24 protein-coding genes are annotated in these 22208 nt (G+C 60.2%); 12 read left to right on the top strand and 12 right to left on the bottom strand.

Annotation, left to right across the window (positions count from 1 at the left end):
* Positions 1-6 precede the first annotated feature (6 nt).
* The 9 genes from A2G96_RS13165 to A2G96_RS13125 all read right to left on the bottom strand — a co-directional run bounded on the left by A2G96_RS13165 (position 7) and on the right by A2G96_RS13125 (position 8433).
* Entirely contained in the window at positions 7-600 is a 594-nt protein-coding gene (locus A2G96_RS13165) for a hypothetical protein (protein WP_062799861.1), read from the bottom strand.
* A complete protein-coding gene (gene pilO2, locus A2G96_RS13160) occupies positions 587-1855 on the bottom strand; it encodes a type 4b pilus protein PilO2 (protein WP_062799860.1) in 1269 nt (422 codons plus the stop codon). Before pilO2 ends, A2G96_RS13165 begins: the two co-directional genes overlap by 14 nt.
* Before the next feature lie 14 nt (positions 1856-1869).
* Positions 1870-3621, bottom strand: coding sequence for a PilN family type IVB pilus formation outer membrane protein (pilN, locus tag A2G96_RS13155; RefSeq protein WP_062799859.1), 1752 nt, complete (start codon positions 3619-3621; stop codon positions 1870-1872).
* Positions 3618-4427: a toxin co-regulated pilus biosynthesis Q family protein gene (locus A2G96_RS13150; protein ID WP_062799857.1), complete on the bottom strand. Its 810-nt coding sequence runs from the start codon at positions 4425-4427 to the stop codon at positions 3618-3620. The genes pilN and A2G96_RS13150 overlap by 4 nt, the downstream gene beginning before the upstream one ends.
* Positions 4428-4442: 15 nt before the next feature.
* Entirely contained in the window at positions 4443-4712 is a 270-nt protein-coding gene (icmT, locus tag A2G96_RS34415; protein WP_062799854.1) for an IcmT/TraK family protein, read from the bottom strand.
* Complete coding sequence (locus A2G96_RS13140) at positions 4709-5827, bottom strand: type IV pilus twitching motility protein PilT (protein WP_062799852.1); 1119 nt, start codon at positions 5825-5827, stop codon at positions 4709-4711. Before A2G96_RS13140 ends, icmT begins: the two co-directional genes overlap by 4 nt.
* On the bottom strand, positions 5824-6591 hold the full coding sequence (locus A2G96_RS13135) for a type IV secretory system conjugative DNA transfer family protein (RefSeq protein WP_150124144.1): 768 nt from the start codon (positions 6589-6591) through the stop codon (positions 5824-5826). Before A2G96_RS13135 ends, A2G96_RS13140 begins: the two co-directional genes overlap by 4 nt.
* A gap of 34 nt (positions 6592-6625) precedes the next feature.
* Positions 6626-6979: a DotD/TraH family lipoprotein gene (locus A2G96_RS13130; RefSeq protein WP_062799847.1), complete on the bottom strand. Its 354-nt coding sequence runs from the start codon at positions 6977-6979 to the stop codon at positions 6626-6628.
* Between the two features lie 251 nt (positions 6980-7230).
* Entirely contained in the window at positions 7231-8433 is a 1203-nt protein-coding gene (locus A2G96_RS13125) for a hypothetical protein (protein WP_150124143.1), read from the bottom strand.
* A gap of 183 nt (positions 8434-8616) precedes the next feature.
* On the opposite strand from A2G96_RS13125, the gene A2G96_RS13120 reads away from it, so the two are divergent.
* The 3 genes from A2G96_RS13120 to A2G96_RS13110 all read left to right on the top strand — a co-directional run bounded on the left by A2G96_RS13120 (position 8617) and on the right by A2G96_RS13110 (position 12227).
* Entirely contained in the window at positions 8617-9939 is a 1323-nt protein-coding gene (locus A2G96_RS13120; protein WP_335340538.1) for a ParA family protein, read from the top strand.
* Positions 9923-10945, top strand: a complete 1023-nt coding sequence (locus tag A2G96_RS13115) for a ParB/RepB/Spo0J family partition protein (protein ID WP_062799841.1) — start codon at positions 9923-9925, stop codon at positions 10943-10945. The genes A2G96_RS13120 and A2G96_RS13115 overlap by 17 nt, the downstream gene beginning before the upstream one ends.
* A gap of 262 nt (positions 10946-11207) precedes the next feature.
* Positions 11208-12227, top strand: coding sequence for a helix-turn-helix domain-containing protein (locus A2G96_RS13110; protein WP_150124142.1), 1020 nt, complete (start codon positions 11208-11210; stop codon positions 12225-12227).
* Positions 12228-12505: 278 nt separating this feature from the next.
* Here A2G96_RS13110 and A2G96_RS13105 read toward each other — a convergent pair whose 3' ends face one another.
* The 3 genes from A2G96_RS13105 to A2G96_RS13095 are packed head-to-tail and all read right to left on the bottom strand — an operon-like array spanning position 12506 to position 14087.
* Positions 12506-12946 (bottom strand): hypothetical protein, encoded by a 441-nt coding sequence (locus tag A2G96_RS13105; protein WP_062799836.1) that lies wholly within the window; start codon positions 12944-12946, stop codon positions 12506-12508.
* Positions 12947-12956: 10 nt separating this feature from the next.
* Positions 12957-13646 carry a StbB family protein gene (gene stbB, locus A2G96_RS13100; protein ID WP_062799833.1) on the bottom strand — a complete coding sequence of 230 codons (690 nt, stop codon included), beginning with the start codon at positions 13644-13646 and terminating at the stop codon, positions 12957-12959.
* A complete protein-coding gene (locus A2G96_RS13095) occupies positions 13647-14087 on the bottom strand; it encodes a hypothetical protein (RefSeq protein WP_062799830.1) in 441 nt (146 codons plus the stop codon).
* A gap of 1121 nt (positions 14088-15208) precedes the next feature.
* Here A2G96_RS13095 and A2G96_RS13090 point away from each other — a divergent pair.
* From A2G96_RS13090 to A2G96_RS13050, 9 genes are all read left to right on the top strand, one after another.
* The gene (locus A2G96_RS13090; protein ID WP_062802174.1) at positions 15209-16135 is read left to right on the top strand and encodes a site-specific integrase; all 927 of its coding nucleotides are present in this window, start codon (positions 15209-15211) and stop codon (positions 16133-16135) included.
* Positions 16136-16720: 585 nt separating this feature from the next.
* Positions 16721-17074 carry a helix-turn-helix domain-containing protein gene (locus A2G96_RS13085; protein ID WP_167354368.1) on the top strand — a complete coding sequence of 118 codons (354 nt, stop codon included), beginning with the start codon at positions 16721-16723 and terminating at the stop codon, positions 17072-17074.
* Positions 17071-17757 (top strand): DotI/IcmL/TraM family protein, encoded by a 687-nt coding sequence (locus tag A2G96_RS13080; RefSeq protein ID WP_062799826.1) that lies wholly within the window; start codon positions 17071-17073, stop codon positions 17755-17757. The genes A2G96_RS13085 and A2G96_RS13080 overlap by 4 nt, the downstream gene beginning before the upstream one ends.
* An 8-nt stretch (positions 17758-17765) precedes the next feature.
* Complete coding sequence (locus A2G96_RS13075) at positions 17766-18032, top strand: hypothetical protein (protein WP_150124141.1); 267 nt, start codon at positions 17766-17768, stop codon at positions 18030-18032.
* A gap of 2 nt (positions 18033-18034) precedes the next feature.
* Complete coding sequence (locus tag A2G96_RS13070) at positions 18035-18952, top strand: DotH/IcmK family type IV secretion protein (RefSeq protein ID WP_062799822.1); 918 nt, start codon at positions 18035-18037, stop codon at positions 18950-18952.
* Positions 18953-18954: 2 nt separating this feature from the next.
* Positions 18955-20115: a DotG/IcmE/VirB10 family type IV secretion system protein gene (locus A2G96_RS13065; RefSeq protein WP_062799819.1), complete on the top strand. Its 1161-nt coding sequence runs from the start codon at positions 18955-18957 to the stop codon at positions 20113-20115.
* A gap of 57 nt (positions 20116-20172) precedes the next feature.
* Positions 20173-21102 carry a hypothetical protein gene (locus tag A2G96_RS13060; protein WP_062799817.1) on the top strand — a complete coding sequence of 310 codons (930 nt, stop codon included), beginning with the start codon at positions 20173-20175 and terminating at the stop codon, positions 21100-21102.
* Positions 21102-21632: a conjugal transfer protein TraQ gene (gene traQ / locus A2G96_RS13055; protein ID WP_062799815.1), complete on the top strand. Its 531-nt coding sequence runs from the start codon at positions 21102-21104 to the stop codon at positions 21630-21632. The genes A2G96_RS13060 and traQ overlap by 1 nt, the downstream gene beginning before the upstream one ends.
* Positions 21633-21656: 24 nt before the next feature.
* Positions 21657-22208, top strand: coding sequence for a hypothetical protein (locus A2G96_RS13050; protein WP_062799813.1), 552 nt, complete (start codon positions 21657-21659; stop codon positions 22206-22208).

The raw sequence follows: 22208 nt of genomic DNA, 5'->3' as shown, positions 1-22208 counted from the left end.
TGGCGCTCAGCGCTTTTCAGCGCTTGCCGCCATATTCGTCAAGGCCTGCGCCAAAGGACTTACATGCGTCGGGGTCGGGGCGACGATTGGCGGCAAGGATGCACCGAAGCCGGTCGGCGGCGAAATGCCGCGCGCCTGCGTGCTCGCAACGGTTGCCGGTTCGGACAGGTACACGACGTGCCGCGCCCCCCCCTTTCCCTTCTTCTTCCCGCGCGTGAAGTTGACGCGCTGCGATGTGATCGTGTCAACGTACCAGCCGGGCATGACTTCGTAGCCTTCCTTAACGGCCGTCGGTACCCCGCCCTTAACCGAGACATCAGCGGTGAGTTTCCCAACTTCACCATATACGGCGACCACCGCGACGTCCGCTATGCGAGGCGTGGTGTCTTCTTTCGCGACTTGCGTCTGGACGGCGGCAACCGCCGGCGCGCCGGCCGCCGGCACCTCTCCCTTGGTCCGGGACTCGGCTCGCTTCTTCGCAATTTCGTCGGCCATCGCGGCGCGCTGCTCGTCGACAAGCTCACGCAGCGGCGCAGCCTGTACGACCTGCGCAACCAGCAGGGCCGCGGAGATGACCACGAATGCCTTAGTCTTTGACATAGTATTTGCCTTCCAGGTTGAATATCGGCCCAGTGCTATCGGAGCCCATCGTTATGCGCCCAAATGTCATATTCGGAGGCAGCATCGACGCGACTTCGGCTGCAAGCGCGAGAGGGCCTGTGTAGCTGTACGTGCCAGCGCGAACGGGCGATTTGATCGAACCAGCGGGAATGGTGGGGTCGGCCCCGAATATCTCGCTTGGTGTGAAGCTAAATTCGACACCAACGAGTCGGATGTCCTGGGAGAACGAGCCCGTCTCTTCCATGAAGCGCTGCATCGTCGGGAAGCGCGAGGGATCCGGGAGCGAAGGCGATGCCTTCTTGACTGGGACCGTGAACGACGCGCCTTTGCCATCCAAGGACGCGGTGATCGTCATCCCGCCCATGGCCTCCTTGAGCGAGAGATTGTTGCCGCCGACGTTCTCCCATGAGTAGGTGCAGCCGTTCGGTTCACAGACAACCTGCTTCATCATCCAGCCGCCCTCGTATACCTCTTGCTTCATCGCCGATTCGATGAGGGGAGGTGCAGCCTCTGCCACCGGAGGGCCGGCGGTCGATAGAGCGGCTGCGAGGCTTGCGGCGTACAGCTTCTGAGGATCCTGCTGCTGTGCGCGCGCCGCCAAGCGCGCCTGACGTTCGCGCTCGTTGCTCCAGCTCGAGTAACCGTACCCTGCGGCAACCACCGCTACTAGCGCCGCGAGGAACAGTAGCTTCGGATCGATGCCACGCGATGCAGGCACCAGGGTCGCGGCTTTGATGTCCCCCTCTTTCACCAGATCCGCTAGTGGAAGCGGGATACTGTCCGGAAGCAGGTTTCCAAAGAACTGGAACTTCGAGTCCGTCTGCGCCAGGATGGATTCAGCCGCGGCCAGCACTTCCGCCTTCGACCCGCGATAGTCGCCGCCTGGGAAAGGAACTCCGTTCTCAACGACGGCCATCTGGGCTGAGTCGCCTCGCAACTCAGCCCAAAGTAGGTTTGCACCTGCGTCAGGCATGGTCGCCAGCAGGATTGCCGGCGATACCAGCTTCGCGTTGCGCGGAACCGTTCCGGCTGAAACCAGCGCCCGGCGGTCATCCGCGGTCAGCAAGCCGTAGAGCACCTCCACCTGGCTGGCAGCGCGCACGCAATGCGAAGCGTCGAACTCCTTGAAGAGTTGGCGCGCCTCTGCCCGTTCGCGGTCAGTGTCGCTAAGCGGGTGCCAGCTTAGCCCGAAGACCGCCAAGGCATCGCCAGCTGGAACGATATGCACAGACATTCGGTCGTTCCGCCTTAGATTGCGCCTTCGGACAACACCGGCGTGACGAGGATGACGACGGCTTCACGATTCGAAGCGCCGTTGAGCGACCCGCCCAATCCGATAGGCGCACCGGACGACAGCGTGCGCTTGTCGTACTGGCCAGTGCTACGCTCGTAGCCTGACAGTACGAGCGTTTCCCCAGGTCGGATCGCTACCTTCTGCAGAAAGTCCGTCGAAGAGATTTCGGGTGCCTGGATCTTTTGATCGCCCGATGGCACATCCACGAGTCCGGTGAGGTCGGAGATCCCGAGGCCGAACTGCAGCAGGATGCTATTGCTGTCGAGGACGGTCGGCAGAAGGTTGAGCAGGAAGCCGGTTGTCACCGTACCCGGCTCCAAGCCCGGGGTGCCACCGGCACTGCCACTTGCGCCGGCGGGCGCAGGCGTGACCTTCGCGAGGTAGGTCGTCTGGTTGGTGATCGCCACCGGCACCGGCTGGCGATTCAAAGTCATCGCGTTCGCAGTTGTGACCACGCTCACGCGCCCGAAACTCGACAGCGCTTTGAAAAATGCCTTTGAACCTCCCCAACGAGCCTGAGATGCCGACATTGCGCCATTGGTCGGCGCAAGGATCGATACGCCGAGGTTCGATGCGTTGTTGCTGACCAGCGATGCGGGCGACGAGAAGCGCAGAGTCCAAGGAACCAGATTGGAAACTTGGTTGAACACCAAGTCCCAGTCGACACCGAACTCCTGGCCGTTATTCAGTTTGACCGAGAGGACTTCAACACGCATGGCAATCTGGCGCGTATTGGCAGCATTCTCGTGCTCCACGATCTTAGCCACTTGCTCCACCACATCCCGTGTATCCGTCACCGTGATGGTCCCAGAGGCCTGTGAGATCGCGTACTTGCCAGCGGGCGAAATTACCGATTTGATGGCGTCCTCAACCGATTCCCACAGACTGAATTTCGAGTTCATCTCGATGTTGGTCTGCGAGTTGTAGCCGGCGCTCGACTGCGTAGAGTTGCTGGAGCCCACTGCGCCCGCTTGCGTTTGTCCCTGTTTCCCGATGGACGATTTGAAGGTGGAATCGCCGGGAATTGCCTTGAGCGTGAAGATCTTCGTCACGAGGCGATGCAGCGAAATCACGCCCTCGCGGTATTCCCACGAAATACCAGCGCGAGCGGATAGAAGATCAAGAAAGCCACTGACAGCGCCCTCGTAGTTCATCTCGTATTCCGCCAGGCCCGGGTTGAATGCACCGCTTGCCGACAGGCCTGTTGCGAGCAACGATGACTGCGTGCCCGTCGTCTGCGGCGCAGGCAGGGGAGGCAGAATGGATGCGTTGCCGACGGGCGCAGGCTGCGCAGCCTGGCGTGCCACCGTGGCGAGGTTACCCCCGGTCACAAACGCGGTGGCCGGCAGCATCACATCGGGCTTCACGCGGACCGGAATGCCCGTCACTTGCGTGATGCGCTGGGCGACCGTCTCAATCCCTACCTTCCCGGGGAACTTAAAGGCGTAGCGCTTGCGAAAAACCTCGGGCAGCGTCAGGTCGGCCTGCAGCGGGAGTGCCTTGCCACCAAGCCATGCCCCGCTGCTCTTCTGAACCAACGGCACATTGCTGGTAGCGGTCTGAGTAAGGACCTTATTGCCGTAGGCCGTGACGGCGTCGCGGTTTGCCATATATTGGCTATCGACAGTCTGCTGAACAGTGCCGCAGGAGGCCAGAAGCAGCGTGGATGCGGCAATGGTTCCGCGCGCGGTAGAGTTGAGATTCACTGTTCGCATTCCTTCTTGTCGCCGTAATGGAGGATTCGGACCACACGATTCCCTTCGTACATGCAGCCCAGTAGGGGGAACTCGCTGGTCCGTAGCGATGCCGTGAACTGCTCCACCGCGTTTTCGAACGTGCCGCCGAACGCAGCCTCGAGCTGGACCGGGAAGTCGTACTTCACCTCCCACGAGACCTGCCAACCGGCATCTTTCGCCCACCGCATCAGCGACTGGCGCAGTGTGAGGTCGCTCGCACGGACCTCCCACCTCGCCGCGGCAGGGCTCGCACGGGCCAACTCCGTCTCGTTGCTGTGAACCTTCTGCATGCCGAACGTGATCGAGTGGTTGGTCCAGTCAAGGGTCGCGATAACGCCGGGCAGCTGTGAAACGACTTCACCCATGACCACCGGCCAAGGCTTACCGCCGGCCCAGCTGACCGGGACAGTACGGTTTACATCCGCGTAGTCGGCCCGAAACGTCGTTGGCAGGATCGCGGGAACGACATCGCCGAGGGCCATGGCAGAACCCTTGCCTCGCAATTCCTTGACGGTTGCCGGCCGAGTCCCAATCTCGATAAGGCGGCCAGGTGACACGCGGGCCTCAGAAAGTGGCTTTTCACCTTGGGCCGGGATGGGTGGCGTGCCGCCCACGGGCTGTCCGGCCCCAGTCGACGTCTGGGCGGCAGAGCCGGGTGCGAGCGCCCCGGCAGGCGCAGCGCCAATTGCCGCTTCATTGATGAAGCCGGCCATGGCTCCGCTGCTAAAGAGCAGCCCGCTAGCCATCAGCGCTGCCACCAGGTTCTTCTTATCCATTTGCTCTGAGATCCTTCAATCAAAGAAGCGGCGGTGTACCCACCACCCGCGAGAAGGCACACTCCTGCCCCGTAGCCAGTGCCGGACCGCCCTTAGGAACACGGGCAACGTATAGCCCCGCGTTTCCATCAGTCGAAACATGACAACAACGACGAATGCCAGGCAGAAGGTCCAGACACGCATGTGAAACAGCGCGAAGATGAGAGGGAAGAACGCGCGCGCGTCGACCGACGCAATACGGGGCGTACGAGCTGCGTCCCGCCAGATCGACTTCCTGCCCGTCATGCGTTCGACTCCCCTGCGTAGCGCTTGTAGGCCTTGGCGTCGATGCGTCCTGCTTCCAGCAGCCGCTTCAGTCCGTCGCTCATGGCTTGCTTACGCTCGCCCACCTGGCGGCGCAGGAAGCTGCCCCATTTCGTGTAGTCGATCTCTCCCATCTCGGCGCGGATCATGTCATCGAAGTAGAGCCATTCGCGGACGGCCACCCGGTCGCCGTCCAGCGTAGGCACCAGAATCTGCACGACCACAAGACGGATGGACCCTAGCAGCTTGGAAGCCACCGCCGAATGCTGGGCGGGCGGGAAGACCTGAATCGCACGGCTGATGGTCTCCGCAACGCTGTCGGTATGCATGGTCGCGTATGCACCGTGCCCGGTGAGCGCAGCCTCGACCAGCGTGCCGATAGTCTCGGCATCGCGCGCTTCGCCGATACCGATGATCGTTGGCTTGCAGCGCATGGCATTCCGCACGCCCGCAGCGAAGTCGGGGATGTGCCGACCAATCTGCATTTGCCGGATGCGCGGGCCGTTGTTCTTCACCTTCGTATAGAGAAACTCGATGGGGTCCTCGTAAAGGAGGATCTTTGCGTCCCCGGCGTGCTCTGAGCAGTGGGCATAGAAGGCCGACATCAATGTGGTCTTGCCAGAGCCGGTGGGCCCGCAGATCAGCACCAAGCCTCGCGGCTGGTAAAGGTTTTCCTCGATCCCCGCAGGAAGCCCGAGCGAGGTCATCGCAACAGGCGTTTCCGGGATGGATCGCATGGTCACGGAAATCCCATCATCCGCATCGCCGATCTGGCCGCTCGCGATGTTGACGCGATAGCGGAAGTTCTCGCGCGCAACGGTGAAGCGATAGGGGCGGTCTGCATCGCGACCGCCACGGATAACGCCGATCAAGTCGGCACCAAATGCACCGCTCAAGAGGGCCTTGATCTCCTGGTCCCGCAGTGGGCGAGTAGTCGCTCTGCGCTGCCGGCCTTTGATCTCCACCCAGGCATAGTCGTTGGTCTGTAGGACGATGTCCGAGGCGCCCTTTTCAGAGCAATAGCTAAGGAAGGACTGGCACTCGCTTTCGGAGAAATTCGGAGCCAGCTCGAACGGCTGGATATAGTCGTACGTCATTCCGCTGCCTTCGAGCCCGGCACTACAGTAGGCTGCCACTTCTTGGGGTCAGTAATGAAGCCGCCCGCATCGGTGACACGCATCAGCGTGTCACCTAGGCGCAGCTCGTTGCGGTCTCCGCTCACCACGCGCGGGGCCACGGCCACCGTCGGCTCCGAGACCATGCCGTTGTTCAGAAGATACGAGTACCTCATGATCCCGATGAAGTCGCGGTCCAGCCTGGCAAGGTTTCGTTCAAGGATCTCGTCCGCCAGCTTTTGGCCATGCGCCCAACCATCTGCCACGGCCTTCTTCCAGAAGGCCTTTTCTGCCGCAGTCTTCGGCAGCGCCGACGCCGCAGGCATCGGCAATTCCTTTGTCATACGCAAGCCGACGAAGAGATAGTCGCGCCAGGAAGGTGGCGTCGTGACCGGCCTCGCCTTGACCACGATCTTGTAGATTCGGTCTGCCACGCGAACCTGCTCGTCGGTAGACTGAACCGCGTCCCGCGCTTCGGTAATTACGGGAGGCAGAAGGCCGCTTTTGGTGATGTAAGCGGAGAAGCGATATTGCCTGTCCAGCACATAGGCACGCTTCTCAAGGTCCGCCACCAAGACGGCACAGCGATCAGCGAGTCCGGCCTTCGACCCCAGGCTCAGCGCGGCCTCGCGCAACATGGCAGCGCGAACGGGCGTGACCTCGGCGTGGGCCGGCACATGATCGGCTGAAAGCGAAGAGATTTGGTCCAGCGACATCTGTGCAAACGCTGCCTTGGTGGCAAACATGAGCGCGGCAGCAAGCGGCAAGAGCGCCCGGCGGTCAATTCGCACGGTAATGAACTTCCAAGGACTGCTGACGGAGCACAACGTCGCCGCGTCCGCCCAGCTGCACGCCGATGTTTTCTAGTACCGAAAGGAATGGCGCGTTAATCGCTTCGATAGCGACGGGCGACGGAACTCGTCTCCCCTTGATATCGAAGGCTAGCCCCTTGGCTTCGGCGAGCTTCTTGATCACGTCCGGCGCGTCACCGTGCCACACGACGGTGACGATATCCCCGTTGATTTCGACCTTGCTCGGCTTCTGCGCCGGCGATGTCAGAGCACCTGCGCGCGCGATGTCGACCAGCATGGCGTCAATCCTCTGAGCGGAAGCATTCAGCCTGGTATCAAGCATGCGCGCGGTTTCATCAACAGGTGCGGGTGCTGTCGTGCATGCGGCCAAGCAGCTGAGTGCGGTCAATGAAAGCAAGTAGGCACGTATGCACGTCATGGTTTTGCTAGTCAGTGTAATTTCGTATCGATCATATCATACGTAATTTTCCTACCAAACAAAAGTCTGCCCCGCGCAGGCTGCGCCCACGCGCCGCGGCAGACTGGAATGAAGGTACCGCTCGGGAATCTGGGAGTGGGCCGCTGCAGATCGGCCTAGACGAGGGCGTACCCCTTGCCTGATCGTTTCAGCTCCCCTGCGGCAAGCATTGCTGCGAGGTAGCGGCTAGCGACTACCTGCGTTGCACCATGTGCGGCGTAGATGGACCGCAATGAAGGCTTTATCTTACCGGCCAGAATGTCGGCCCGGACCCGAACAAATCGCCATCCGTCGTCATCGCCTGTTCCGGAATCCTTCACGCTCGCAACTCTCCGCTGCTCTTCTGGCGGCGCGTCGTTTTCGGTCACCTCCGCGCTGACGTTGCCAGTCGGTGCGGCCCGCTGAGGTTCCTTGATAGAAGGCTGTTGCGGTGTCCATGACTGGACGCTTACTTGTTGAGCAATCGCCGAAGGCAAAAGACTCATGAAGGCGAGCGGTACTGCTGCATACCGACCGCCACCGTGCGATGGCGCACCGGCCGTTCTCGCGACCGCAGTACTGCAAGGCTTTTTCGCGGCGAGGGACCCGCCCGCGGCCTGCTCTCGGCGCGCCTGGATCAATGCGCCGGCAACGGAGAAGAGCACTACTCCCATCAACACTAACAATAGCGAGCGAGCGAGCGCGTACGCGATCATGCCCTCCTTACCAAGGACGTCCCTTGTGGTTGCGACAACCCGTGCTTCTAGGTCTGCTAACTCGGCGGCCTGCGCAGACACCGCCGCGTTAATGTGCACGGCCTTGCTTGCCTGGGCGACGGCGGCCTCTCGGATCCAGGCGTGGCGGCTCTGCGATTGGCGGTTCGCTGCTTCTTGAATGGTGGCCAGTGCAGCGCGTTGCGCCGAAATGGAGTGTCGCAATTCCTCAATGCGCGTGTTCTGGCCGCGAGCGACCGCTTGGGAGGCCTCTACCAAAGCAACTTGGGTGAAGTACAGGGTGCCGGCTTCGAAACCAAGAAGTGCAACGCCAAGCGTCAGCAGTTTGATCCTGACAGCGCGTAGCGCTTGTTTTGGAAGGGTCGCCGCGAGGAAGAACGCCAGAAGTTCCACAATGACCATGATCCCGCCAGCCGCCATGAGTGCATGTCGCGCAGAGGCATCTGCTTCAAGCCGGTCTAGACCGATCATGAAGAACTTGGTTGTTATGGCAGCTGAAGCCAATCCGGCTGTGCCAGCAAGCAGCGCAAGAACCGTATAGGCCCATGGAGCCAAGGCGGCGTCGGGCGTCACCACACGGCGCGCCGTGTATGATTGTTTTTGCATTCCAGTCCTCTCGTACAGGGTTGGGGTGCCGGCGTGGGCGAGGCTGCAACCTCGTCCGCGCCACCTTCTTGTTCCTTCTTCTTTTACTGCCCCCCGGCAGCACTGCGCCCCCCTGCCCAAGAGCCTCTTGAGCAACATTGGCGGCCAACGCACCAGCTCTGCAAGGAACTCTTAAGAGTTTACTTGAAGTTTACCAAGCGGCGTTTTATTCTCCGGGTTAGCCGAATTATCCACGCCAACCCGGAAAATTTCCAGCTTACTTGGGACAGAACTGTGACCGCGAACGATTTGCTCATCTCCAGGGTGCCTGAGATTGACCAGTCAGTCTCAATCGCTGACATCCGCGATGTGATCGCTGGCCGGGCATTGGATATGTTGGATCAGGTCAGGGCGACGATGCTTGAACCCTACCCGCGCAAAAAGCCGCCAACTTTCACTGCGGCAAATATCGCGTCCTTGTGCGGGTTCGATAAGACGCGCATGAAGTACCTGACGACCAAGCTCGGCCTGCCGACCGGGACGCAGACCGGTACGGGCCGAGCGAAGATATTTACGCTGGAAGAAACGCTGGCTTGGATAGCCGCAACATCAAGCCGTGTGCAGCGTCCGAAAGGAGTCCGAGGTCGTGTGATTGCTTTCGCTAACTTCAAAGGAGGAGTCGCGAAGACGTCGACCTCGGTAAGCGTAGCGCAAAAGCTGACGCTGCTCGGCCGGAAGGTACTCTTGTTGGACAGCGACCCACAAGGTTCGGCTACGCAGTTATGCGGATTCGCTCCCGATGCTGAGATCTCGGACACGGACACGCTTCTTCCCCTGATATATGGGGACGAGACCTCGCTCCGGTACGCGGTCAAAGAGACCTACTGGAAGAACCTGGACCTGATCCCCGCGTGCAACGCGTTACAGGATGCGGAGTTTTCGATTCCCTCCCACATCCTCGAGGACAGCCGCTTCGAATTCTGGAACATCCTGCACTACGGGTTGGAATCTCTTCTCGATGAGTACGATGCGGTCGTCATTGATACGCCTCCTGCATTGAGTTATCTGACGACCAACGTACTGATGGCTGCAGACGCAATCATTATGCCGCTGCCGCCTGAAGCGCTGGACTTCGCTAGCTCGACGCAATTCTGGCAAATGTTTGGCGAGATTGCGTCGCGCCTTCCGAATGCTGAGCACAAGCGGTATGACTTCGTCAACGTCTTTATGACCAAAGTCCGGCCGTTCGACGCCGCCAAAGGCGTACAAGGTTGGATCCGCAAAGCATACGGTGAGCGGGTCTTCCCTCTGCATGTACCCGACTCAAAAGTGCAGGCAGCGGCGCTGGGAGCCTTGTCCACGGTCTATGACCAGAAGCGCCTCGATGTGGACGCAGAAGGTGAGACGCGAATGTCTGGCGAACAGTATGAACGCCTCAAAGCGCCATTGGACGCGCTTTCCGAGTTCATCGATGATCAACTCGTCAAAGCTTGGATGAAGGACACCAAGAATGAGCAAACTACTTGAGAAGACGGCCGCCCTCGAGCCGGGCAAGGGCGGCCAGCGGACGGAACGCTCAACGTCTGCCCGCACGGCACCGGGGCGGATGTTCGAGTTCACGAGCCGAATTAACGACGCAGAAGATCGAGCTGCAGCTGCCTCCGCTGAGGCAGCTGCAGTCAAAAAGCTGTTGGAGGAAGCCCGTCAGAAGATCGAGAGCCTTCAGCAGGGCCAGGGTGCTGCCGGTGCAATCGAACTCGCGATTTCATCCTTGGTGGAGGTTCCTGGGCGGCGTCGCATCTTGTCTCCAGTGGAGTACGAAGAACTCCGTGCCAATCTGGCCAAGAACAAGCTCATCCATCCAATCGTCTACTTGCCGCGGCCGGATGGAACGAACGAGATCGTGTCGGGCCACAATCGCGTGGCCATCTACCGGGACCTCGGTCGCACTACGATCTTGGGCATCCCGTTTTCTGGCGATGCCAAGAGTGCCGAACTTGGTGCGACCTTCTCGAACTTGCTGGCGCCTGCCCTACCCGACTTTGAGAAATATCGGCAATTTGTCCGGCTTCAGGAAGAGTCGGGGTTTACCCGCAGCGACATTCTTGAAGCGTCGGGCCTCAGTGCCTCACATGTCTCGCGGATCCTGGCATTTGAAAAGCTACCCGCGGCGGCTCGCGCGGCAATCGCTATGCGGCCCGACAGAGTCGGCGGCCATGCGGCCGAGGAGTTCGCTGCAATCGCCAGCAGCGGGAACGCTGAGGCCGTCGTCAAAGCAATCGAAGCACTCATCAGCGATGAATCGATGACACAGAAGCGAGCCTTGGAGCTTGCGAAGCCGAAGCTTGCAAGACCGGCCGCACCTGCAGCTCGTGCCATATTCGTCGGCAAGCGGAAGCTTTGTGACGTGTCAGTGCGAGGGGGTGTTATCGGACTCCGATTTAACGGCAAGAACAATGAGGCTGCGGTTGAGGATTGGGCCAGCAAGATCGAGGCCTTCATCCGCTCACAGATTGAAGAGGCGAACAAATAACCCGGCCCGCAAACGTTCCCAATGGGGAATCGTTAAAAATCAATCACTTAGAGAAAAAGGTGCCGATTTGACCAGCAACTATTGCTGACCCAAAAGACAAAAGCCTTCGGCTGGAACCGAAGGCTTTTGCAAAATGGGCTTGGCTGGAACCTTACCCGCTAGACTCACCGGCTGGAACCGGATGAGGACCGTAACTCGGAGTGTAGCGAAACGTGAGGGGCAGTCAAGCATTGTTTGGCCATTCTTGAAATGGAAGCTTGACATGTCTATCGCGCAACACTTCGTTGCTGGCGAGGGTGGCGTTCGCCCGACCCACGAATGCCAGCAGGGTCATCCTGTAACCCTGACTCCAGCAACACGTCGCAATCTGCCCAACCGTATCCTTCGTGCGTTTGACGCAGCGAAACACATTGAGGGCTTGAGCAAGAGCCTCCGCGCCGCACTCGCTGAGCTTGTTCGCTACGTGCCGCAATCCGAGCCGTTCGCTACCGTCTTTGCCCATAAGTCAAAGATTGCAGACCGTCTGGGCGTAACTGAGCGAACCCTGTACCGCCACCTGGCTGGACTCAAAAGCGAAGGCCTCATCGAAGTGATGCCCCAAGAGCGCAAGTCGCGTAACGGGCGGTACGCCGTCGCCCGCATCCGTCTTACCCCGAAGGCCGCTGCATTGGTGGGGCTGATCGAGGCTCCTAAGGATGTTATCCACACGCCACCGTCTGACAATTTGTCAGTCGGCCATTCGTTATCTGAACCCACTATCGCAAAGAATCATCGCCCTGTAGCCACTATTGGCGCCCTCCCCGTCGACTTGGCCCATCTCACTGGCCAAGGTTTGTCCAAGGCGGGCCTTTTCAAACTGATGGGAATAGCCAAAGCCCACGGCAAGCGGCTATCGGACATCGTGGCAGCGATGGCTAACCGTCTCGCCGATTTCAAAGGAGGTCGCCTGTATGCGTATCTGGCGAAGCTAGCCAGCGGCCCGACCGACTTTTCCGTCGCTGCCACTGCCGCCCGTGAGGCCGCCGCAAAGGCGCACGAGGCCGCACTGCTGCATACCCGGGTAGCGCGCTTCAAGGAGCGCTTCCGCGGCGCAACCTTGGCAACCCGCAGCGGTGACCGTCTCTATCGCATTGATCGCGATGCACGCTACGTGCAAGTCCTAGGGATGGACCGCAGCGGCACCGCCCCGATGAATGATCTCTTGCCCTGGATACAGGCCGTGGAACGCGGCGACCTGGTTCTAGCCACCTTCGATGTCGAGCGACGGCTCAACTGCCAATAATGCCGAACTGCATCGCCCAATGGCCTCGCATTGGCGATCCGGTCTCTTGCATCGCACCAACGATGATGCACCTCTGGCCCCACTGCAAAAACATGTCTCAGTGTCTGCAGCTGTGCGGTGCCGCGGCCGCCGAGCCACGACTGCTAGCGCCGCCCCGATCCATGTAGTGCATTGTGGTCCCATGGACGATGCGTTCACGCATGGGGAGATAGGCGTGCAGCGAAAGGTGCATCGCGAGTGCGAAGGCCAAACTGTAGCGAACACGCCACGCTAGCCAGTTACCTGCGATTTGCGGAGCGGGCCAGAGCCTCTTGAGCCTCCGGCGTCAGCGCGTTCCACATCCTCCTCTGGGTAGCGGGATCGAATGTCGGCCAAGCTTGCACGATGGCGTTTCCGATTTTCGCCGCGCGCTCCTGCTCCGGCGTATGCATAGGCTGAGTGCGGCTCACCCAGGCAGCCACGCCGGCCGATGTCATGACTCCTGCCATAATCGTTGCGACCACAAGTCCTTGACCCCAAGCCGACCGCGCAGCAAACGCATTGCGGTCAGGAGGATTCTGCGACACCCGCCCGGGCCGGGGCGTGCCACAGACCGCCGTTAGCGTGGCGGTGGCCCGCTCCACTTTTTCGGCGGCGTCCGTGATCTTGTTGGCGAGCCGGTCGACGTCTTCGAAGTGCTGAGCCAGCAGAGCCTCGTGGATCTTTCGGATTTCGCGCATGGCCGTGGCTCTACTTGAACAACACCTTGTAGACGGCGTCGAGGTTCTCGTCGGCCGAGTCAGCCAGGCGCTTTGCGAGGATCATCTGAACACAATACTCCTTCTCCTGATCGTCCTTGGCATCCTTGAGCTTGGCGCGGAAGTCGGTCGTGTCAGCGAGGATCTCGGAGATGGTCTTTCCCAGCGCCTGGCTTCTCTCGAAGATATCGCTTTCAAAGACGGCGGCTTCAGGCCGTACCACACACTTCTTTTCCTCGGCTGCATACCCGAAGATCGCGCCGAACTGGCTGTGCACATCGTCATCAATGGCCAATTTATTGAAGACCACGCGGATTTTCCTGGCAGGCACACCAAGAGCCGCCAGGGCGTCAATGGTGGCAATCGTGTCCTTCTGTTGCTTCGCTTCCTTTACGACGGGAACGACAAAGTAGTCAAAGTCCTCGTGCGACTTACGGTATTGAGCCATCGCATGGATGAAGACCTCGATGTTCGAAGCTCCAATGTCGACCACTGCAGTATGGGTCGTGAGCAGATGGCGTTGTAGGTCGTGAAACTGGCTGGCCCTAATGCTCTCGCCGCCTTCGCCGGCATTGATGGTTTCCACGGTAATCACGTGGGTGTTCAACCGCGGTGCCGCAAGATGGTGGGCGAGGGTGGTCTTGCCGTTGTTGCCGGAAAAATTGGCAAAGGCGATACGCATTTATGACTCCTTTTTCTGTCCGAGACGCTGGGAAAGGGTGGTGCTGGTTGAGTAACGAGAGAACTTCTCTTCGCGAGATTTCTGATTGGTCAATGCATCACGTACTGCATCGGTGTCGGCGACGGGCTCGATAGCCATGGGCGGCGCGTGTGCGGCTCCAACCGGTGTTTGGGGCGGGATGGCGGGCAGCGTCACTCCGCACGCAGCTGGCGTCCTTTGGCTTCGCTGCTTGCGAATTCTGTACATCGCGCTCTCGAATCCCTTGAAGGTCATCTTGAAGCCCTGTTGGTTCAGTGCCTCCAGGATCGCCCGACGCTTCACGCCGGCATTGAGAGCCGCTTCCACGTCTTCAAACACTTCGCGCAGACGCGCAGTGTCGGAGCGCCCCTTGTTGTCGGCTGCAAGCGCGCGCAGCGCGCAGACCACGCTGCTCTTCTCCATCGAATGTTCCTCTGCATGTATGTATCGCTGCAATTATACGGAATCAGGACGTCTGCGCAGTGAGCTTGGGGTGAGAGGGCGAGCGTCATGCAGTGCCGGCGCACTGATAGTGCAGGACAGTTGCAGTGAAGATGCAGTGCCCTTGCAGTGCACCTGCAGGAACACTTCGTCGGCTCGCCCGAAAGGCGGGGCATTCGGCGCTATGCCCGGTAACGGACCACTTGTTGTAGACCGTTCAAAGGCAACCGCTCCGATGCAGAGCACTACGAGGTAGCCGGGACAGCCTTGTGCAATATGGGCCGAGAGCCGCTATGTGGTTGCTGTCCGCGCCCGTTACCAAGCACATCGATATGCTCGGTAACGGGCGCTGGAGGGGACGGCAGGAGACCCATGGCGATGGAGACCTCAGCTGAAGGGAGCGCAACGCAAAGAGGGCGCTGGCGTGCGCGCCGCCCCGCGTTCGCCAGCCGGCCCACGCTTCTCGAACGCAATGTCGCGCTGCCACGGCTAGACCGTCACCGATATGGTCGCCAGCCAAACCGACGCTCCCACCCGGGTGGCACAGCGCGATGCGCAGAAAACACAACATCAGATTCCCGACGAACACGGTATCTGCTAGGATTCCGTCACCATGGGCCTGTTACACGACGCAGTGAGCGCTCGTGTAACGCGGCTATGTGACAACATAGCCGCCGCCGATACCAACCCGAGTAACGGAATCAACCAGAATCGCGACCTGCAGCGGCCGGCCACTGCAGGATCAGCACACCAGCAGCCAGCGCCCGTAAGCTCGTCACCACTCACTCGCAGATAGCAACCGCGGCACCCGTCACATCGGACCCTGCAGGTCAGAGACCGGTGTGGCCACCCAGGCAGGAATCGACCGGACCGGGCCCGCGAGCACGGATACCACCCGAAGGCGGGAGCCACCAGGAGGCACCGGCGAGGCCGACATCAACGGGGCAGCTATCGGAATGGGCGCAGGAGGCTGACATTGGATTCGAAGCGCATGGACCCTACTTGGCCGCGGAGACCATCGCGGTAGGTAAGCTGCAATGCACAGTGATGCCGCCGGGCGGCACGGCCTGCGGCCGACGACAATGGAATGGAGTTCGACGCACATGAATCCCAACAGAGCCCGTAAGCAGTCTCGGACGTCGGCAACAGTCGACAGTTACCTGCGGCGTGCGAATGGCCTGATGACCCGCTTGGCGAAGGAGATGGCGCTCCCCGATGACGCCTATCCGCCGCCCGAGGCCGTCGTCGCCTTCATGAAGCAGAACGCCCCGCAATGGAAGTGGTCAACATTCCGGCAATATCAGGCCAGTTTGGCCTGCCGCTACGAAATCGAAGCCGAACGAACCGGCAACGCGCTCTTCATGCAGACGGCTGAGGAAATCCGCCGCCTACCTTACGGCGACTGCATCCCCGCGAATACCGTGGGCCAGACTTCGTCGCGAAAGCGCAAGGGGATCAGGAAGGCAGACTACGATTTGCTTGTCGCCAACCTCTCGAACCCTACCCGAAACGGTTACTACGCCACGCGCGCCAGCCTATGGCTGATGGCCGCCGTCGCCACCGGCCTGCGACCACGCGAGTGGGAGCATGCCGAACTGGACGAAGCCACCGGCCAGCTGCATGCACGTAACGCCAAGGCGACCAATGGCAGGGGAACCGGTCCGACGCGCTCGGTCCCTGTCGCGCACGAAGACATGGGCATCGTACGGGCGCACATCGCCTCGATCCGCGAGATGCTCGGTGCCGGAAAATCCTTTACGGAGATCCACGAAAATTGCGCGGTGGCGGTCTATCGGGCCTGCAAAGCTTTGTGGGGGAACGACCCTACAAAGCGCTACGCGTTGTATTCCGCACGTCACCAGTTCAGCGCCAACGTCAAGGCTGTTCACTCGCACGAAGAAGTCGCAAAGCTACTCGGGCACGCGTCCACGAGAACGGCTCGCACGCATTACGCTCCAAAGCGCTCCGCCTGGCCGAAGTATCGGGACAAGACAAAACCGGTGCCCGTTGCGAAGCCAGACGGCAGCTGAGCAGGTACCAGCCTATTTGGGCGTCCCGCCTACAGCGCATGAGTCCGTAAGTCGCTGATTCGGAAGCAATAACGCCCGGTGCCCCCGCCGGGCCTCCCGGATTTGTAGGGCAGAGTGCAATGCAAATTATTTTTCGTAGCGCTCCTCCGGCCTCTACTCCGTGAGGCATCCCGCTACGGCGCAGCCATCTAGATTCACTCCTGCCTACCCACGGCCCGCTCCTTCGCAGCGCCGACCATCCAGCCAGCTGACGCAGCAAGAGCAAACGCCGATAGCGGGGCGACACGGCCCCCCCCCGAGTGGGGTATCCAGAAAGTGGCCGTCCGCGCCGTTTAACACAGTGGATAAATCAGATTAAAGAAGCGCTTACATCACATAGCGCTCGAGACCACGGTGCTTCATACGTCATTTCCATAGGCTTTCGCGCCGCCCGCCGACCCACGAGGGGGCAAAGAAACACCGCGCGCAAGCCATGGCCCCTCACGTCGCAGATTTGTTTCCCGTCAGTGAATGTTCTTGACAGTCAAAATCCGCGCGCGGTTTAATTTCGTACCATTCACACGATACATAATTACGCCCGTACCAATGTCCGCATCCGATAGACCGCTGACGGCACTCAAGGCCATACGCGTGGCGCGCAACCTCAGCCCAGACAAGCTTTGTGAAGCTGCTGGGATTTCCCGTTCGTACTTCACGCGTCTCGAGCAGGGGGGCGTCCCGACCCCGGAAGTCGCCGCGAGTTTGGCGCGCATTCTGAACTCTGGGACTTGCGGCCGTGATAAGGACGGGGCGCCCTCGGAACAGAAGACAAAGCTCTTGGCGGCCTGCAAGGAGCTGCTCGACCGCATGGGTGGGGTGTACATGATCGTGTCAGAGATCCACCTCCTTTATCCCGAGCGATTTGCTGCCCGCCAACCAGAAAAGGACGCTGTGCAATGACCTCGCCCGTCCAGAAAGCGGCGGCCAGCGCGCGCCCGGCCGCAAATACAGACCCCATCATGAGGACGCTCGCCACGTCCGGCTTCTACAAATCAGGCTTTAGCCGTCAGCTGACGAACAACCTAGTCATCGGGCTTGCGCTCGTTGGATCCATTGGCCTGAACATCATTCAATTCGTGACGCGGCCTGGCCCGCAACTGCTTGGCATGACAGAAGGGGGACGTCTGATCCCGATAGTTCCTCTGTCGAAGCCCTTCGTCAGTAGCGAAGCAGTCCTGCAGAAGGTGCAGAAAACCGCGACCGGCGCGTTCTCCCTGGACTTTGATGACACCAACCTCAAGGCGAAGTTGGTTGCGCTGCGACCACAGTTCACCCGGGATGGGTACGCCTCTCTGATGCAGCAGTACGACACGTCGGGTCTCATCGAGAAGATCCGCTCGCGTCGTTTGGTCACTTCGGCTGTAGCCACCGGTGCAGGGGTTATTGCGAACGAGTACGACCAGGGCGGCGTGTACACGTGGGAAACCGAGATGCCCATCGCCATCACCATTACCGGCCAGAGCGAACGCAAGACCTACGAATGCCTGGTCAAGCAGACGGTCAAGCGACTCCCGATCGAAGACAACCCGGCAGGCATTGCTACCCAGTCCCTGCGGCTTACTTGCAACACGAAAATCAACTAGGTTAAGTCATGCCACAAGAAGCAGAAGAATTCTCCTTGCCGACATCGCTGGACATCGTTCAGGAAGCGGCCTGCGGGGAGCACGGTCACCCTCTCAGCTCAGCGATGCAAACCGACTGGGCAGTCCAGCTCGATCTGATCGACGTCTTCGCGGCTTCGCGCGACACCCTCACCGAGTTGCAGCAAAGCGCACCGTCGCGCCGGTGCCATGACTGGTTGCAAGGCATCATCGATACCCGCTGCATGGTAGCCGCCGTCACCGGAGTGCCATTCTAGCCATGCGCCTTTCGATTCCGCGGCTCTACGCACTGTTGATCGTGTCGATCTCAACTGTCTGCGGCCAGGCCGCCGCGCAGGGCAGTCCCAGTGGGGCGGATGATGCAAACGCTCCGCGTGCACTCCCGCCTCTCAAAGCGCCTCCAGTCGGTTCGGCGAACTTCAACAGCGCTGTGGATACGATCTCGCCGTTGACGGCCAATGAGATCTTAGACCTGCGGAAACGAGTAGACAGCGCCAGGCGCGCTGCCGCGACGCATCCGGGCGTCCCGCCGAAGCCTGTCATCTCGACAATAACCGTCGATCTCTCTCCGGGATCGACTCCACCCATTGTGCGAGTGAGCAATCAGGGGGCTGCCGTTTCATTCATCGATATCACGGGCGCGCCATGGGACATCCTTGATGTGAACAACCTTGCCAAGCGGTCCTTTGAAGTGAAGCAGCCGGTCAAGGAAGTTCCCACCATCACGATCACAGCAATGGGTGATTACGTCGAAGGCAACGTTGCCATTTTCCTGAAGGGCCTTTCGATTCCCGTGATGGTGCGCATGGTCGCTGGCCAGCGTGAAACCGACTACCGTCTCGATCTGCGTATTCCGCAGCGCGGCCCCAACGCCATTGATCCGATTGCTGGCACGCCGTCGATCAACCTGCCCGCCAACTATCTGCAGACATTGCTGGACGGCATCGACACGCCAAACGCAAAGTCAATTCGTGTCGAAAATGCTCCCCCCGGGACGCGTGCATGGATGGTCGGTGGAAATGTGGTTCTCCGCACGACACATTTTCTAAACAATCCGGCCTATCAAGCAACGATAGCCGCCGCTGACGGCACGCGGGTGTACGAGATGGCGGCAACGCCCGTTGCCACACTTAGCGAGAACGGCTCGCTGCGCAATATCTACTTTGACTTGGAATGACCATGGCCGAACGCAAGAAGCTGCATCCCGGATTCAAGAAGAATGCCAAAGTCATGGCGGTCGTTGCCGGAGTAGCCGTGGCCGGGGTAGGGGTTGCATATATGGCTATGCAGGGGCGAAGCTCTCAGGCCGCAATCGTTGAAGTGCCGGCCATCGACACGCACGGCGCCAAGAAAACCGAAGAGACACCGAATTACTCGAAGGCGCTCAACCGGGCCAACGAAAAAGGGTTCCAGCAGGCCGAGCATGTTGGCGGGACGTTCATTCCCACGCTGTCCGAGAACAGCGGCAAGACGACGACCCTGGAGGACGATCCAGCCAAGCGCGCCGAGGCAAATCCCCCGCCGCAGGAGCGCGATCTGGCCCGTCCAAATCAACCCTATACAGCAACTGAAGCGCAACAGGTACAACCCACGTCGACGGGCTTGGGCGATCAACTGCAGGGGCTGCGGGCAGTATGGACACGGGACGAATCGTCGCAGCAGATCCTGAACATTGCCGCCCAGACCGGTGATGCTCGGAACGCGAACGCAACGACAACGAGTCTGGCCGGGGGAGGTACGTCAACGGCATCTGATGGCGCCAGCACGAAGCGCCAGGCAACTCCATACATTCGAGGCTTGGACCAAATCCCAGCGGTCTATCAGAACAGTATCGATACCGATGCACCGTCTGATGTACTCGCAAGCGTAGAGACCGGAAAATATGCTGGCAGCCTGTTGTACGGGACTGCGCGCCTATCAAACGAAGTCGTTGTCACCGAATTCACCAAGATGAAGGTACCGACGGGCGAAATGATCACCATCACAGCTGTGGCCCTGGACGAGGCGGAAATGCGCACGGCTCAGCCGGCAGACATCGATCACAGATACGCGCAGCGAATTGGCGTTCCGGCTCTTCTGGGCGCGTTGGGGGCCGCAGGTTCGGTCTACCAGAATGCAGGATCCGTCGTACAACAGACGCCGCTAGGAGGCGTTTCCACGACGACCAATCCGCATCCAAGTGGAAAGCAACTTGGCGGTGCGGCCGTATCGGCTGGCCTACAAGCTACGCAACAAGTAATCCAGCAGGAGAATGCGAGCATCCCACCGCGTCGCGGGCGCATCAAACGAGGCACGCCGATCATGGTGCTCTTCAAGGCAGACGCGTATTTGAAAGAGTAGGGTTTTTCCGCCCACGTTAGTACGTATAATTACATCGATACGCATCCGGGGACCCGCATGAGCCAGACCAATCACTTTGACGCCAATCTCGAAACGACCGACCACGACGACGCCCCATACGATCCTTCGCAAGACGAGATCACCGACGTTCCGACTTCGGAAAAACCGAAGCGCAAGCTGCCCGCCAACTTTCTGATCTATGGCGCGGTCGCTTTCGCCGTCCTGGGCTTCTGGGGCTACAAGAAGATGAGTAAGCCTTCTAGCCCGGCCGCATTCTCGTCGAGTGCACCGATGAGCGAAGGCGGAATGATGGGCGCACTGCAGCCGAATGGGGAGGGCCCCGCACCGGACTCGTTCTCTCCCAGCCGTCAACTTCAGCACGAGACCGCACCACAGGGTTTCGTTCCCAATGGCACAGGTCCGGCCATGCAGAGCGACAGCTTTGCTGCGGCTGTGACGGGGTCGGCGGCTTCTATTGGTTCTGCGAGCGAGGTGTCTGCTGCCTCCTTGACTGCTAGCGCTGTGAACGCGCCCACTGAAATCGGTAGCCGCAAGGAAGTTCCCAAGGACTCCGACAGGCGGGAAGCGAGCGACACGGACGCGGCCATCCTAGCGCAGCTGAAAGCTCAGACGGCTCAACTCGAGGACATGGGAAAGCGACTTGCCGCGCTAGAAAATCGTCGCGTCGAAGTCCAGCCGCGACCGAAAGCCACGCGAGCCACCAAGCCTCTATCTGACGAAGACCGCGCGCGCGAGAAGGCGGCTGGCGTAGTCCGCGCCAAGGCGACGCGTGCGCGCTCGAACCCGAGGGACGAAATTCAACTCGGCTACAAGATCAAGCAAGTCATCCCTGGACAGGCCTGGCTCGAAGATGAGACAGGCAAGCAGTATGTGAAAACCAAAGGAGACAAGCTTGGCGGCAGTGAAATCGTGGAGATTGACGCTGACAAGTACATCGTTCGCACGACGGCGGGCGTCATTCGCTGATGGATCTCACAACGATTGTCACGCAGATTGCCGCCTCTATTGTCGAGTTTCAGTCGCTCGCGGCGGCTGCAGCCTACGGAGTCGGCCTCTGGTACATCGCAAAGGCAGTAAATCGAGGGATCAAAGCCTCTAGTCACCCCGGGGGTGGCGAAACATCCGGCGCAGCGATCCTCACCGCGCTCCTGATCGGCGCAGTGTTGCTCAACTTCACCAGCACGATGGGCGATCTCTGGGAAACCATGACCGGCCAACGTGGTGCTGGGTTCGGCATGGTGTCCTACTCGGGGGCCAGTGCCGCTGGCGTGTTTGCGCCGGCTATCAACGCCATCTTCACCATTGTTTCGACGTTTGGCTGGTGGTACGGATTCAAGGGATTAACGATGTTCAAGAAAGCATCGGAGGGACACGGTAGCGGCGGATACGAAGACTACGCATGGAAAGGATTCATCCACGCCATGGGCGGAGCCGCGATGGTCAACATCGGCAGCACCGTGGATGCGTTCAAAGAAACCATTGGCATGACGTTTTAACAGTTCCCCATCTCGGAGATCAAAATGCAACACTGGATCAACAAGGCACACATCGCCGCCCAGACTCACGCCCATGTCCTGAAATTCGGGACGGCCGTGGCCATCATTTTCGGTGGTCTGCTGTATCGCAACCCGTCTCTGGCTTGCACGCTACTCCTTTCGACCGCCATCTGCTTGTACGTCCTCGTCGCAGCTGGCAAGAAGCCGCGGCTGGAGCCCGGCAGCATGGCTCCGATGGTAGCCGCCTCGCTCACGCTCGCGATGCTGCTCTCGCCCGATGTCGCCCACGCCGCCGGCGGCATTGCTGGCTGGGCTCGCGCCATCAAGGCGCAACTGGGCGACGTCTATGACCTGCTGATCTATGGGGCCTATGGCGGTGGCATGGTTGCGCTGATTACCGCCGTGGCGAACGGCAAGAAAAAGTCCAATGGCGACCAGAGCATCAAGACCGCCAGCATCTATGGCAACGGTATCGGTGGCATCGCACTCATGATGTTTGGTTACCTGGCCGACTCGCTCGCAGAGTCCGTTGGCGGCAGCTCCGGTCAGATGAACCGGATGCCTGGCGGCCTCTAA

Origin of the sequence: Cupriavidus nantongensis (genome assembly GCF_001598055.1) — a bacterium.
Taxonomy (GTDB): Bacteria; Pseudomonadota; Gammaproteobacteria; order Burkholderiales; family Burkholderiaceae; genus Cupriavidus; species Cupriavidus nantongensis.
Note: the sequence above shows the minus strand (reverse complement) of the source record. Positions and strands in the feature narration are given on the sequence as shown.